Source organism: Nocardiopsis sp. CA-288880 (assembly GCF_050955985.1).
Classification (GTDB): Bacteria; Actinomycetota; Actinomycetes; order Streptosporangiales; family Streptosporangiaceae; genus Nocardiopsis; species Nocardiopsis tropica.
The window spans coordinates 2,005,019-2,019,494 of sequence record NZ_CP192105.1 but is presented as its reverse complement, the minus strand read 5'-3'; the positions used below and the strand labels follow the sequence as shown (position 1 = coordinate 2,019,494).

The window sequence follows — 14,476 nt, the reverse complement described above, 5'->3', positions numbered from 1 at the left end:
GCGGGCGGACACGACGGACCCCGCACGGCGGGTACGTTGCTGGGATGCCACGCCACGCTCTCGAACTGGCCCCCTTCCGCGGTCTGCGCTACGCGGCCCCGGACGTGGACCGGTTCATCGACGGGGACTTCGACCTCGCACGACTCCTGACGCCGCCCTACGACATCCCCGACGCCGAGGAGGCGCGGAAGCTCCAGCGGTCCGACCCCCACAACGCGGCCCGCGTCACCCTGCCCTACGAACTGGGCAGGCAGGACCCGGACAGCGCCGTGCCGCACCGCTACCGCGCCGCCGCCGACCTCCTGCACAGCTGGATCGGCGACGGGGTCCTCGCCCTGGACGGCGAGCCCGCCCTGTACGTGTACGAGCAGGTCACGGCGGACGGCCGGCGCCAGCGCGGACTGGTGGGCAACCTGCGGCTGCCCGAGGACGGCGCCGGGTCGGCGGTGCGCCCGCACGAGGACGTGGCCGACCCGCCGGTGCGCGACCGGTTCGCCCTGATGGGCCTGGCCCGGGCCAACCTCGAACCGATCTTCCTGGTCTACCGGGGCGGCGGCGGGGCCGCGACCGCCGCGACCGAGGCCGCGGCGGCGCTCGCCCCGCTGGTGTCCGCACGTACCCGCGACGGCTCCGAGCACCGCCTCTGGGCCCTCACCGACCCCGGTGAGCTGCGGCGTGTGGCAGCCGACCTGGCCGGCCGCTCCGCACTGATCGCCGACGGGCACCACCGCTACGCCGCCTACCGCCGCCTCCACCGGGAGTACCCCGACCCGGGATGGGGCTACGGGCTGGCCCTGCTGGTCGACAGCGACACCCACCCGCCCCGCCTGGGGGCCATCCACCGGGTGCTGCCCGGCCTGGACACCGACACGGCGGTCCGGGAGGCCCGGGGGGCGGCCACCGTGGAACCGCTCGGCACGGCCTCGCCGGAGGTCCTGGCCGGGGTGGCGGCCCGGGCCGGGTCGGAGTCCCCCGTCCTGCTGCTGGTGTCGCCCGACGGGGACGCCCACCTGGCGCACGGCTTCGACGAGGGCGTGCTGGAGCGTGCCATGCCGGAGCGGTCCCCCGCGTGGCGCCGCCTTCCCACCGCGGTCCTGCACGAGGTGCTCATGCCGCTGTGGGAGTTCCCGGAGGACCTGGTGCGGATGGTGCACGACGACCCCGCCGAGGCGGTCGCCGCCGCCCACCACGAGAAGGGGACCGCCGTCGTCGTGCCCGCGCTGGGCGTGGGCCAGGTGTACGCGGTGGCCGACCGCGGCGAGCTGACCCCGCGCAAGTCCACCTCGTTCGGCCCCAAGCCGCGCACCGGGCTGGTCATGAGGGTTCTGGACTGAGCGTCCGGCGCGGGCGGGCCAGCGCGACCGCCCGCGCCGCGTACACCGCGGCGAAGGCCAGCGCGGCGGTCACCAGGAGCACCACGGCCGTGGGCGCGGTGTAGAGGCTCTGGAGCCAGGTGAGGTCCCGGCCCTGGGCGAGCAGGGCCACCAGCCGGTGCGGGACCACCGCGGCGCAGACCACGGCGAGGCCCGGCACCAGCCGGAGCGCGGTGCGCCACCGGGCCCGCCCCCGCGCCGCGGCGGCCCACCTCCCGGCTCCGCGCACGCCCCGGACGGCCAGGAAGCACGCCGACACGGCCAGGCCCGCCAGGACCGCGTCCACCGCAAGCAGGAGCGGTCCGGCGGGAGGCGCCGGCTCGCCGCCGTCGGCCAGGGCGACCAGTCCGTGGAGCAGCGCCGAGGCGTCGGCGCCGCCCAGTCCGGTGTTGGCCATCACCGCGATCCCGTGGCCGCTCTCCGGAAGGAGCGCCTGGTGGGCGGTGTAGGTGAACTGGATGCCGCCGTGCGAGAGCATCGGCGCACCGGCGGGTGTCTCTCCGACGTCCCAGCCCAGCCCCTTGCGCTCCCCTCCGCCGCCTCCGCCCAGCGGGGCGTGGGTGGCGGCGACGCCCTCCTCCGAGAGGATGCGCGCGCCGTCCGCGCCCCGGCCCCCGCTGTTCTGCGCGACGAGCCACCGGGCCATGTCCGCGGCGGTGGTGACCATGCCCCCCGCGCCGTTGACGTAGCTCGCGGGTTCGACGGCGGGGACGGCGTTCCCCAGGACGCCGACGTGCCCCCGGGCCACCCCGGCCCCGAAGACCTCTCCGACGGTGTCGACGGTGACCGTGTCGTCCATGCCCAGGGGCGCGAACGTGCGCTGTTCGAGGAACTCGCCGAAGGGCAGGCCGCCGACGACCTCCACCAGGCGTGCCGCCACGTGGTAGTTGGGGTTGTGGTAGTTCACCTCCGTGCCCGGCTCCGCGGCCAGACCGGCGCCCGCCAGCCGGGCGACCGCGCCGGAGAGGTCGTCGGGGGCGGGTTCGCTCTTCTCGCGGAAGGCGGTGTCGGACATCCCGGAGGTGTGGGTGAGCAGCTGGCGGACGGTGATCTCCGCGCCGCGCGGGTCGGCGAGGGCGAACCCGGGCAGCCGCTCGGCCACACGGTCGTCGAGCCCGACCTCCCCCTCCTCCACGAGCTGCATGACCGCCAGGGCGGTGAACGCCTTGCTGACGGAGGCCACACCCATCGGGGTGTCGGCGGTGATCGGCCGGCCCCTGGAGTCGGTGCCGTACCCCGCGACGTGGACCACGTCGGCGCCCCGGGTGACGGCGACCGCGGCGCCGGGCAGCGGCGAGGACGCCAGGTAGTCGTCCAGGTAGGCGTCCACGGTGCCGGGGGTCAGCCCCCCTCCCCCGGGGGCCGCCGTGTCCGCGGCGGCCGGACTCCCGGCGAGGAGGAGGACGGAGGCGGCGAGCAGCGCCGCGGGAAGTCTGAACATGGGTCCATGGTGTTCGCCGGCGCGCCTCCGGCGCCACGGAGCCGGCCGCAGTGCCGGCCTGGGGTTCTCCGCACCCGCACGGTGGGGCCGGCCCCCTAGGGCGGCGACCGCATGCCCCGGCCGGGCCCCGCCACCGCTGCCCCGGACAGGGGCCGGGGCCCGGCTCCGGCCCCGCGTCCGGGGCGGGGGTCCCGGCCGTGCCCATCGGCATGGACGGGGCGAAGCGCTCCGGTCCCGCGGCCGGGGGGGGCGGGACCGCGCCCCCGTCCCCGGCCGCTCCGGCCCCGTGCGACACAGGGCACACCCGTTGCGGGGGTGCGCGGTCACGGGGCCGGAGGCCAGGCCATAGCCTGAACACCGACCACGCCACCGCACGGAACAGGTTCCCCGACATGTCCCTGCTCGCCGCAGACCGTCCCCTGAACACGCTCTACGACGCGATGCTCCTGGACCTGGACGGGGTCGTGTACATCGGCCCGCACGCGGTGCCCGCGGCCCCGGAGGCGGTGGGCAAGGCGCGAGCCGCCGGCGCCAAGGTGGCGTTCGTGACCAACAACGCCGGCCGCACCCCCGCCCGGATCGCCGAACACCTCACGCAGTTGGGGGTGGCCGCGGCACCCGACGACGTGGTGACTTCTGCCGAGGCGGCCGCCAGGCTCGTGAGCGAGCGCCACCCGGCGGGTTCGGACGTCCTCGTCGTGGGCGACACCGGCCTGCGGCAGGCGGTCCGGAAGATGGGCCTGCGCCCGGTGACGGTGGCCTCGGACTCGGTCGTGGCCGTGGTCCAGGGGTACTCGCGGAGCATGAGCCGGGACCTGCTCGACCAGGGGGCGCTCGCGGTGGCGCGCGGCGCGCTGTACGTGGCCAGCAACGCCGACGCCACCGCGCCCAGCGAGTGGGGCGCCACTCCGGCCAACGGGTCCTTCGTCCGGGTGATCGCGCACGCCACCGGGGTCGAGCCCGTCGTCGCCGGCAAGCCGATGCGCCCCCTGCACGAGGAGGGCATCCGACGCACCGGCGCCCGCAACCCGCTCATCGTCGGAGACCGCCTCGACACCGACATCGAGGGGGCCACCGTGCACGGCGCGGCAGGCCTGCTGGTGCTGTCCGGGGTGACCGCACCCGCGGACGTCCTCGCGGCCCCCGAGCACCAGCGGCCCGCCTACCTGGCGTGGGACGTGTCGGGCATGAACGACACGCACCCGGAGGTGGAGCACACCGGCCACGGGGCCCGCTGCGGCGGGTGGACGGTGACCGTCACCGGGGGCGCTCCGGCGATCGAGGGGACGGGCGACCGGTTGGACGGCCTCCGTGCCCTGTGCGCGGCCGTGTGGGCGGACGCCACGGTGGACCCTGGCGGCCCGGCCGCGCGCGACGTTCTGGCCCGCCTGGGCTGGTGAGCACCCGAGCCGCGGCCTCACCGCCCCGGCTCCTCGCGCCCGCCGCGCCCCGATCCGGCCGCGCGGACCAGCGTCGCGGTCCTCGCCTCCACCTCGCAGACACTGCGAACCCCCTCCCGCCCGCGCCAGGTACGGCGGCGCAGCTCCCCGCTCATCTGGACCACGTCGCCCAGCCTCCAGGCGCGGATCCCCTCGTGCAGCTCCTGGTCGAAGCTGGCGCAGGTGATCGAGTCGACCCCCCGGCCGGCGTACCGGCTGTCGGTCGGCCTGGCCACGCAGACCCGCCAGGTGGCGACGCGGTCCCCGCTGGGGAGCTCGCGCACGAGGGGCTCCGCGGTGACACGCCCCGCGACCACGATCTCGTTGCGGTGGCCCGGCTCGCGAGGGGGCCCGGCCCCGTCGGAGGGGTCCGCCTCCCCGCGGCGGTCGGCCGCGCGAGCGCCGGGCCCGGGAGGGGGTTCCGTCGCGGCGCCGGGCTGTTCGGTCGGTGGGCGGGCCGCGGCACGCCGCCGGGCGGCCGCCGTCTCCTGTCGCATACGTCCTCCTGGGATGGTGGGCGGGGGAAGGGGCGCGACGCGGCGGAGGGCTCGGAGGCCGCCGGGGGGGCCGGCGCTCCGCGGCTGGTCGGGGCGTCTGCGCTGATCTCCAGGATCGCCCGGCCCGCCCCCGCGGGGAAGGCCCCGCCGGAACCTGTGGACAACCTCCGGCGACCCGCACCGGCCCGCGCGCCGCGGATCCCCCCGGACGCCCGCCGTCCCCGCACGACCCGTCCCTCTACTCCGCCCCCCGGTCCGACCTGTCATGACACCCTTGTCCTAGAGTCGGATTCGGTTCGGGACAGGTCCTTCCCGTGCCGCACGCAACCGAGGGAACAGGGGTGCTTGCCGTGCACGACGACGTGGACGTGAGCGGTCCGCCCGAGGGGATCACCCCCCTGGGCGACGACATCTTCGCCATCGACACGATGCTCGCCGGATACCCGGGGGTCGTGTCGAGCTACCTCATCCGGTCCGAACGGCCCTGCGTCGTCGAGGTCGGCACCGCCGCCTCGGCCCGCGTCCTGCACGGCGCCGTCACACGCCTGGGGCTCGCACCCGAGGACCTGGCCACCATCGTCGTCACCCACATCCACCTGGACCACGCGGGCGGCACCGGTGACATGGCCGCCCTCTTCCCCAACGCCGAGATCGTGGTGCACGAGCGCGGCGCCCGCCACCTGGCCGACCCGAGCCGGCTGATGGCCAGCGCCGCCATGGTGTGGGGCGACCGGTTGGAGACCCTGTTCGGGCACATGAGCCCCACCGACGCCGCGCGGATCCGCGCCGTGGGCGAGACGGGTGAGATCGACCTCGGCGGCGGCCGCACACTCGCCTCCCACTACGCGCCCGGACACGCCAAGCACCACATGGGCCTGGTGGACTCCCTCACCGGCGACCTCTACGTCGGCGACGCGCTGGGCGTGTACAGGCCGCTCACCGGGGACGTCAGCCCCGCCACCCCGCCGCCGGACTTCGACCTGGACGCGTGCCTGCGCACCCTCCGGCTCTTCGGGGACATCGGCGCCCAGCGGCTGATGTTCTCCCACTTCGGCGCGGTCACGGCGGTTCCGGAGACCCTCGACAAGGCCGAGGGCGAACTCCGCCTGTGGGTGGAGACGGTGCGCGAGTCCCACGGGACCACCGGGGACCTCGACCACGCCATCGCCATGGTCCGGGACAAGGTGGTCTCCAGGTACAGCCCGCTCCCCGCCGACGCACCGCCGGAGTCCGCCGCGGTCCTCGACATCCTCGCCGGGCCGGAGACCAACGTGTCCGGCATCGTGCACTGGCTGGACCGGCTCGCGCAGGAGCAGGCCGAGCGGAAGGCGGACGGGGAGCGCTCCTGAGGCCCGGGCCCCGGCCCGGCGGAAAAGGGGGTGCGGCCCCTGTCGGGCTCGCCTGGTCTCGCCGCATGACAGTCGAGATCCGCCCGGCCCGACGGGCCGACACACCCGGTCTCTTCTCCCTCCTCCACCGCACGAACCCGTGCCGCGTGCTGACGGAGGAGGTCGTCCTCTGGCGGCGGCTGGACCACCCTTCGGTCGAGTTCGAGGAGACCGTCCTCATCGCCGTGGAGGAGGACGGGAGCGTGGTCGGCCGCATACGCGCCGCGCTCCGGCGCGGCGGAGAGGCCGCCCCGGGGACCGGGGTGTCGGTCCTCGCCTCGACCGCGGCCCTGCACCTGGCCCGGGACCGGGGCGCCGAGCGCGCCTACACCGGCCACCACGAGGACAACGCGCCGATGCCGGCCGTCAACCGGCGGCTCGGGTACGAACCGGTCGCGGCCGCGACCGTCTACTCCAGGACGGTCGGGGGCTGAGCGGCCGGGGCCCCGGGCAGCCCCAGCTCCCGCAGGAGGTGCGCGTAGACGCCGTCCGCCCAGGACAGCTCCCGGTCGGCGGGCAGGACGTCGAAGGACCGCACCCCCACGGTCTCGAAATCCCCGCTCAGGGGTTCCAGCCCGGTCACCCTGGCGTGGGTGACGACGGTGACGTGCCCGCTCGCGAGGACGTAGTGGCCCACGACCCCGACCTCGCCCAGGGTGGCGCCCGCCTCTTCGCGCGCCTCCCGCCGGGCGGTCTCCTCGACCGTCTCGCCGGGTTCGGAATGGCCGCCCGGGAACTCCCAGCCCCGGTCCCTGTGGCGGACGAGCAGGGGTCGGTCGCCGTCGAAGGTCAGGCAGACCACCGAGTCGTGGGCGCCGGGGAGCGCCCCCAGGCGCACGACGGCACCGCCGAGCGGCTGTTCACCGCCCGGCGGCGCGGTGCCGTCGGTGTCCCGGAACGGGCTCAGTACCTGTCCCGCGGTGCCCGGCCGCCGTCACGGTCGTCACGACGGTCACGGCCCTCGCCGGCGGGGGCCTCGTCGGCCTCCGGGAGCTCCTGCTCCTCGGCGTCGGTCCAGACGATGCCGTCCTCCGTGTCGACGTCGACCAGCTCGACGCCCTCGAGCGCGGCCAGCCTCTCGTCGGCGTCGGTCACACCGTCGCTGTCCACGGCCGAGGCCCGCGAGAAGTACTCACGTGCGTCGTCCTCGCGCCCCAGCTCCTCCAGGACGTCGGCGTAGGCGTAGAACAGGCGGGCGACCCACGGACGGGCCCGGCGCTCCTTCAGCTCCGGAACCTGGAGTTCCGCCAGGGCGGCCTTGGCGTCACCCATGTCGCGGCGCGCGCCCGCGGCGACGATCCGCAGCTCGATGCGGTCGGCGGTGTCCAGGGAGGCCGCGGCGGGGTCGCCGGTGATCTCCAGCGCCCGCTCGGGTCGGCCCAGACCGCGCTCGCAGTCGGCCATGATGGCGAGGAAGCTGTCCCGGCCGCTCATCCGGCGTGCGGCCCGCAGGTCCGACAGGGCCTCCTGCCACTTGCCGACGGTGTAGGCGGCCACACCGGAGGCCTCGCGCACACCGGGGACACGCGACGCCTTGCGGCGGGCGTAGGCGGCATGGGCGTAGGCCCGCTCGGGGTCCTCGTCCAGGAGCATGCCTGCGGCGACGATGTGCTTGCCGATGAGCTCGGCCAGGGACTTGGGCAGCGAGTGGAGGTCGCGCCGGGTCTCGGGGTCGAGCTGGGAGAAGGTGGCCTCCTCCGGAAGCTGCGGCGGGATGTCGGCGGGGTCGCGGTCCTCGCGGGGAGGGCGACGGTCGTCGCGCCGGTCGTCCCGGCCCCGGAAGCCGCCTCCTCCGCGCCGGTCGTCCCGGCGGTCCCCGCCCCGGAAACTTCCACCGCCACGGTCGTCGCGTCCGCGGAAACCGCCGCGGTCGCCCTGGGGGGCACGGTCGTCACGGCGGAAACCTCCACCGCCACGACGCTCGCCCTGCGGAGCACGGTCGTCGCGTCCGCGGAAACCACCACGGTCCCCCTGCGGAGCGCGATCGTCACGGCGAAAACCTCCGCGATCCCCCTGCGGGGCACGGTCGTCACGCCCTCGGTAGCCGCCGCGGTCGCCCTGGGGGGCACGGTCGTCACGGCGGAAACCTCCACCGCCACGACGCTCGCCCTGCGGAGCACGGTCGTCGCGTCCGCGGAAACCACCACGGTCCCCCTGCGGAGCACGGTCGTCACGGCGGTCTCCTCCTCGGAAACCACCGCCCCGACTGTCGTCACGACCCCGGGCGCCACCGCGATCATCCCGCCGGTAGCCGCCGCCACGGCGGTCGTCGCCTCTGTTGTCCCGGGAGCCGCTGTAGCCGGATCGGGAGCGGGGTCCTTCACCACGTCCCCGACCGCCAGGCTCGCCGGAGCGGTCACCGCCATGCTCGTTTGCTCCGGAGTCCTCGCGGTCTCCCGATCGGCTGTCCTCAGTCATCCAACCCGTCCGTCAACACTCAAAAGCGCTGCCACCTTGAGCAGTAGCAGCGCGTCATAGTACTCGTGCTCTCCAGCTTACGACATGACATCGCCGCCCACCGCCAAAGCGCCGGCCACCCGACTCCGCCGACCAGTGGGAACTCTCTCCACGGCCATCCCGCACACCACCCGATTCACAAACGCACAAACCTGGGCACAAAAAAGAGGGCCCCAACAGCCCCCAAAAACAACCCCACCCCACACAACACCCACACACAAAAAAGGAGGGGGCCGCCCCACAAGGCGACCCCCTCCCCACAAAAAACCGTGGCAGCGACCTACTCTCCCACCCCACCACAGGGCAGTACCATCAGCGCAAGGAGACTTAACGACCGGGTTCGGAAAGAGACCGGGTGTGACCCTCCAGCAATAACCACCACGGAAACCAACACCACCACAAAACCCTCAACCCACCACAACCCCTGGCAAGGAGAATCCCACAGCGGAAAACCGTGTGAACAAGTGTGCGCGAACATCCAATTATCTGCAGCGGACAAGCCCTCGGCCTATTAGTACCGGTCAGCTCCACCCCTCACAGGGCTTCCACACCCGGCCTATCAACCCCGTCGTCTACAGGGAGCCTTACCCTCTCAAAGGAGGCAGGAGACCTCATCTCGAAGCAAGCTTCCCGCTTAGATGCTTTCAGCGGTTATCCCTCCCGAACGTAGCCAACCAGCCATGCCCTTGGCAGGACAACTGGCACACCAGAGGTTCGTCCGTCCCGGTCCTCTCGTACTAGGGACAGCCCTTCTCAAGTCTCCAACGCGCACAGCGGATAGGGACCGAACTGTCTCACGACGTTCTAAACCCAGCTCGCGTGCCGCTTTAATGGGCGAACAGCCCAACCCTTGGGACCAACTCCAGCCCCAGGATGCGACGAGCCGACATCGAGGTGCCAAACCATCCCGTCGATATGGACTCTTGGGGAAGATCAGCCTGTTATCCCCGGGGTACCTTTTAGCCGTTGAGCGACACCGCTTCCACACGCCGGTGCCGGATCACTAGTCCCAGCTTTCGCTCCTGCTCGACACGTCCGTCTCACAGTCAAGCTCCCTTGTGCACTTACACTCAACACCTGATTACCAACCAGGCTGAGGGAACCTTTGGGCGCCTCCGTTACTCTTTGGGAGGCAACCGCCCCAGTTAAACTACCCACCAGACACTGTCCCCGAACCGGATCACGGTCCAAGGTTAGATGCCCGAAACAGTCAGAGTGGTATTTCACCAACGCCTCCACCGCCACTAGCGTGACAGCTTCACCGGCTCCCACCTATCCTACACAAACCATCCCAAACACCAATGTCAAGCTATAGTGAAGGTCCCGGGGTCTTTCCGTCCTGCTGCGCGAAACGAGCATCTTTACTCGTAGTGCAATTTCACCGGGCCCATGGTTGAGACAGTGGGGAAGTCGTTACGCCATTCGTGCAGGTCGGAACTTACCCGACAAGGAATTTCGCTACCTTAGGATGGTTATAGTTACCACCGCCGTTTACTGGCGCTTAGATTCCCAGCTTCGCAGGAGCGAACTCCCACTAACCGGTCCTCTTAACGTTCCAGCACCGGGCAGGCGTCAGTCCGTATACAGCGTCTTACGACTTCGCACGGACCTGTGTTTTTAATAAACAGTCGCTTCCCCCCGCTATCTGCGACCCCACCCAGCTCAGACCGCAAAGGCCATCACCAGACAGGGCTCCCCTTCTCCCGAAGTTACGGGGACAATTTGCCGAGTTCCTTAACCATGGTTCACCCGAACGCCTCGGTATTCTCTACCTGACCACCTGCGTCGGTTTAGGGTACTGGCCACACACGAACTCGCTAGAGGCTTTTCTCGACAGCATGGGATCACTCACTTCACCGAAAACGGCTCGGCATCACGTCTCAGCCTTCACGGGAGGCGGATTTGCCAACCCCCCAGCCTACACGCTTACCCCCGGACAACCACCGCCGGGTAGAGCTACCCTCCTGCGTCACCCCATCACTTACCTACTACAAGCTCGGATCCCAGACCAGCCACAAACAGAACCCGAAGGTCCCATAAGGAGCCGGCGTGGTTAGCATCACCTGATTCGATACTGGGCGCTCGTGCACGGGTACGGGAATATCAACCCGTTATCCATCGACTACGCCTGTCGGCCTCGCCTTAGGTCCAGACTCACCCTGGGCGGATTAACCTGCCCCAGGAACCCTTAGTCAATCGGCGGCAACGTTTCTCACGTTGCTTTCGCTACTCATGCCTGCATTCTCACTCGCACACCCTCCACCACACGATCACTCGGCAGCTTCACCGGATGCACGACGCTCCCCTACCACACCAACACAAGGTTGGCATCCACAGCTTCGGCGGTGTGCTTAAGCCCCGCTACATTATCGGCGCAGAACCACTTGACCAGTGAGCTATTACGCACTCTTTAAAGGATGGCTGCTTCTAAGCCAACCTCCTGGTTGTCTCAGCAACTCCACAACCTTTCCCACTTAGCACACGCTTAGGGGCCTTAGCTGATGATCTGGGCTGTTTCCCTCTCGACTACGAAGCTTATCCCCCGCAGTCTCACTGCCGCGCTTCACTTAACCGGCATTCGGAGTTTGTCTGACGTCAGTAACCTTGTAGGGCCCATCAGCCAAACAGTAGCTCTACCTCCAGCAAGAAACACGCGACGCTGCACCTAAATGCATTTCGGGGAGAACCAGCTATCACGGAGTTTGATTGGCCTTTCACCCCTACCCACACCTCATCCCCCAGGTTTTCAACCCTGGTGGGTTCGGGCCTCCACGAGGTCTTACCCCCGCTTCACCCTGGACATGGGTAGATCACTCCGCTTCGGGTCCACAGCATGCGACTCAAACGCCCTATTCAGACTCGGTTTCCCTACGGCTACCCCACCCGGGTTAACCTCGCCACACACCATGACTCGCAGGCTCATTCTTCAAAAGGCACGCCATCACCAAAGACAAGCTCCAGCTCTGACGGCTTGACAGCACACGGTTTCAGGTACTATTTCACGACCCCTCACCGGGGCACTTTTCACCTTTCCCTCACGGTACTAGTGCACTATCGGTCATCAGGACGTATTTTGGCTTAGCAGGTGGTCCTGCCAGATTCACACGGACTTTCACGGGCTCCGCGCTACTCGGGAGAACACCAACGCCTAGACTCTTCCTTCACCTACGGGACTCTCACCCACTACGGTTCCGCTTCCCAACGGATTCAGCTAAAAGAATCACTCAGCGCTCCAGATCGGCAGACCTGGAAAGATGCATCCCACAACCCCGCACACGCAACGACTGCCGTCTATCACACGCGCACGGTTTAGCCTCTTCCCCGTTCGCTCACCACTACTAGGGGAATCACTGTTGTTTACTCTTCCTACGGGTACTGAGATGTTTCACTTCCCCGCGTCACCACCAACTACCCTATACATTCAGGTAGCGGCAACCCGACACAACTCGGGCTAGGTTTCCCCATTCGGACACCCACGGATCAAAGCTCGGTTGACAGCTCCCCGTGGCCTATCGCGGCCTCCCACGTCCTTCATCGGCGCCTGATGCCAAGGCATCCACCGTGTGCCACTATCACTTGGCCACTACAGATAACAAGATGCTCGCGCACACTATTCACAAGTCAAAACACCAACCGCACACCCTCGCACCACATCCCCCACCACCGGCCGGCACACTCACGTGCACCCACCCGCAACGAAGAAGAGTTCCTCGGGGCGGTCCGCGGGAAACAAACCGACCACCCGCCCCCCGCAAGGGAGAGCCAGATGGTCGAGGTTGCTTCCTCAGACACCCAACAGCGCGCCCCCCGACGCTTCTAGTCGCCGGAGGCAAAGCCTGATTCTCTAAAGCCACTCCCGAAAACAGGCGATCCGAAGACCGGCCCGAACGGGTCCACTTACGAGTCCGACCAGCCATAGGAAGAGGCTGATCTTCAAAGACTCCTTAGAAAGGAGGTGATCCAGCCGCACCTTCCGGTACGGCTACCTTGTTACGACTTCGTCCCAATCGCCAGCCCCACCTTCACTCATTCCCTCCCCGAAGGGTTAGGCCACAAGTTTCGGGTGTTGCCGACTTTCATGACGTGACGGGCGGTGTGTACAAGGCCCGGGAACGTATTCACCGCGGCGTTGCTGATCCGCGATTACTAGCGACTCCACCTTCATGGGGTCGAGTTGCAGACCCCAATCCGAACTGAGACCGGCTTTTAGGGATTCGCTCCACCTTGCGGTCTCGCACGCCCATTGTACCGGCCATTGTAGCATGTTTGCAGCCCAAGACATAAGGGGCATGATGACTTGACGTCGTCCCCACCTTCCTCCGAGTTGACCCCGGCAGTCTCCTATGAGTCCCCACCATAACGTGCTGGCAACATAGAATAGGGGTTGCGCTCGTTGCGGGACTTAACCCAACATCTCACGACACGAGCTGACGACAGCCATGCACCACCTGTCACCCACCAACTAAATGACCCTGTATCTCTACAGGTCCACGGGCGATGTCAAACCTTGGTAAGGTTCTTCGCGTTGCGTCGAATTAAGCAACATGCTCCGCCGCTTGTGCGGGCCCCCGTCAATTCCTTTGAGTTTTAGCCTTGCGGCCGTACTCCCCAGGCGGGGCGCTTAATGCGTTAGCTGCGGCGCGGAAACCGTGGAAAGTCCCCACACCTAGCGCCCAACGTTTACGGCATGGACTACCAGGGTATCTAATCCTGTTCGCTCCCCATGCTTTCGCTCCTCAGCGTCAGGTAAGGCCCAGAGACCCGCCTTCGCCACCGGTGTTCCTCCTGATATCTGCGCATTTCACCGCTACACCAGGAATTCCAGTCTCCCCTACCTACCTCTAGCATGCCCGTATCCACTGCAGAACCGGAGTTAAGCCCCGGTCTTTCACAGCAGACGCGACACGCCGCCTACGAGCTCTTTACGCCCAATAATTCCGGACAACGCTCGGACCCTACGTATTACCGCGGCTGCTGGCACGTAGTTAGCCGGTCCTTATTCCCCACCTACCGTCAACCCCCAGAGAACTGGGAGCCTGCGTTGGTGGTAAAAGAGGTTTACAACCCGAAGGCCGTCATCCCCCACGCGGCGTCGCTGCGTCAGGCTTTCGCCCATTGCGCAATATTCCCCACTGCTGCCTCCCGCAGGAGTCTGGGCCGTGTCTCAGTCCCAGTGTGGCCGGTCGCCCTCTCAGGCCGGCTACCCGTAATCGCCTTGGTAGGCCGTTACCCCACCAACAAGCTGATAGGCCGCGAGCCCATCCCTGACCGAAAAACTTTCCACACACCGCCATGAGGCGGTGTGTCGTATCCGGTATTAGACGGCGTTTCCACCGCTTATCCCAGAGTCAGGGGCAGGTTGCTCACGTGTTACTCACCCGTTCGCCGCTCGTGTACCCCGAAGGGCCTTACCGCTCGACTTGCATGTGTTAAGCACGCCGCCAGCGTTCGTCCTGAGCCAGGATCAAACTCTCCATAAAGGTCATACCATCCGTCCCGGCGACCAGGGGTCGGCCTGGGGCGGATAAACCTAGAAGTAATCCTGACCAACCGGGTTGCCCCGATTAATCAAAGGAACCCTTCACACCGAACCACTGTTCGGGTGACGGGGCCAAAACAAACATGGCTTAAAGAAAATCAAACACGCGCTGTTGAGTTCTCAAGAAACAACCGCCCTTCCCGTACAAGCGCCAGCCTTTTCGGCTGTCTGCTCTTCCGTGGAAGGCGTCTGCGTTTCCGCTTTATTGTGTCTTTACTTTATCAGGTGTTCCGCGCCCCGCCAAATCGGCGGTTTGTGGTGGTTCTGATCGGGGTAAAGCCCGTTTGCTTCGTCTGCTTTTGTCCGAATGGACTGGGCTTTTGAAGCGACTCCCTGAGTTTA

At 68.4% G+C, this 14,476-nt stretch carries 9 protein-coding genes and 3 rRNA genes; 5 read left to right on the top strand and 7 right to left on the bottom strand.

Features of this window, described 5'->3' with window-relative positions:
- Nucleotides 1–44: 44 nt before the first annotated feature.
- Entirely contained in the window at nt 45–1,334 is a 1,290-nt protein-coding gene (locus ACQPYD_RS08840) for a DUF1015 domain-containing protein (RefSeq protein ID WP_433700526.1), read from the top strand.
- On the opposite strand, the gene ACQPYD_RS08835 is transcribed toward ACQPYD_RS08840, so the two are convergent.
- Nucleotides 1,315–2,814 (bottom strand): serine hydrolase domain-containing protein, encoded by a 1,500-nt coding sequence (locus ACQPYD_RS08835; RefSeq protein WP_433700525.1) that lies wholly within the window; start codon nt 2,812–2,814, stop codon nt 1,315–1,317. The genes ACQPYD_RS08840 and ACQPYD_RS08835 overlap by 20 nt on opposite strands.
- A 392-nt stretch (nt 2,815–3,206) precedes the next feature.
- Here ACQPYD_RS08835 and ACQPYD_RS08830 point away from each other — a divergent pair, with 392 nt between their 5' ends.
- Nucleotides 3,207–4,214, top strand: a complete 1,008-nt coding sequence (locus ACQPYD_RS08830) for an HAD-IIA family hydrolase (protein ID WP_433700524.1) — start codon at nt 3,207–3,209, stop codon at nt 4,212–4,214.
- Nucleotides 4,215–4,231: 17 nt separating this feature from the next.
- Here the strand turns inward: ACQPYD_RS08830 and ACQPYD_RS08825 are convergent, their stop codons facing one another.
- On the bottom strand, nt 4,232–4,750 hold the full coding sequence (locus tag ACQPYD_RS08825) for a single-stranded DNA-binding protein (RefSeq protein WP_433700523.1): 519 nt from the start codon (nt 4,748–4,750) through the stop codon (nt 4,232–4,234).
- A 350-nt stretch (nt 4,751–5,100) separates the two neighbouring features.
- Between ACQPYD_RS08825 and ACQPYD_RS08820 the strand changes: the two genes are divergently transcribed.
- Together ACQPYD_RS08820 and ACQPYD_RS08815 are read left to right on the top strand one after the other, a co-directional pair.
- Nucleotides 5,101–6,099 (top strand): MBL fold metallo-hydrolase, encoded by a 999-nt coding sequence (locus ACQPYD_RS08820; protein WP_433701998.1) that lies wholly within the window; start codon nt 5,101–5,103, stop codon nt 6,097–6,099.
- A gap of 65 nt (nt 6,100–6,164) precedes the next feature.
- Entirely contained in the window at nt 6,165–6,572 is a 408-nt protein-coding gene (locus tag ACQPYD_RS08815; protein WP_433700522.1) for an N-acetyltransferase family protein, read from the top strand.
- On the opposite strand, the gene ACQPYD_RS08810 is transcribed toward ACQPYD_RS08815, so the two are convergent.
- Together ACQPYD_RS08810 and ACQPYD_RS08805 are read right to left on the bottom strand one after the other, a co-directional pair.
- Nucleotides 6,548–6,976: an NUDIX hydrolase gene (locus ACQPYD_RS08810; RefSeq protein ID WP_433700521.1), complete on the bottom strand. Its 429-nt coding sequence runs from the start codon at nt 6,974–6,976 to the stop codon at nt 6,548–6,550. The genes ACQPYD_RS08815 and ACQPYD_RS08810 overlap by 25 nt on opposite strands.
- Before the next feature lie 65 nt (nt 6,977–7,041).
- Nucleotides 7,042–7,731, bottom strand: coding sequence for a hypothetical protein (locus ACQPYD_RS08805; RefSeq protein WP_433700520.1), 690 nt, complete (start codon nt 7,729–7,731; stop codon nt 7,042–7,044).
- A gap of 54 nt (nt 7,732–7,785) precedes the next feature.
- On the opposite strand from ACQPYD_RS08805, the gene ACQPYD_RS08800 reads away from it, so the two are divergent.
- Entirely contained in the window at nt 7,786–8,616 is an 831-nt protein-coding gene (locus ACQPYD_RS08800) for a hypothetical protein (protein WP_433700519.1), read from the top strand.
- A 246-nt stretch (nt 8,617–8,862) separates the two neighbouring features.
- On the opposite strand, the gene rrf is transcribed toward ACQPYD_RS08800, so the two are convergent.
- The 3 genes from rrf to ACQPYD_RS08785 form a co-directional block, all read right to left on the bottom strand.
- Nucleotides 8,863–8,978 (bottom strand): 5S ribosomal RNA (rrf, locus tag ACQPYD_RS08795).
- Nucleotides 8,979–9,085: 107 nt separating this feature from the next.
- Nucleotides 9,086–12,178 (bottom strand): 23S ribosomal RNA (locus tag ACQPYD_RS08790).
- Nucleotides 12,179–12,543: 365 nt separating this feature from the next.
- A 16S ribosomal RNA gene (locus tag ACQPYD_RS08785) occupies nt 12,544–14,075 on the bottom strand.
- The 16S, 23S and 5S rRNA genes sit together here, the layout of an rRNA operon.
- Nucleotides 14,076–14,476: the final 401 nt, after the last annotated feature.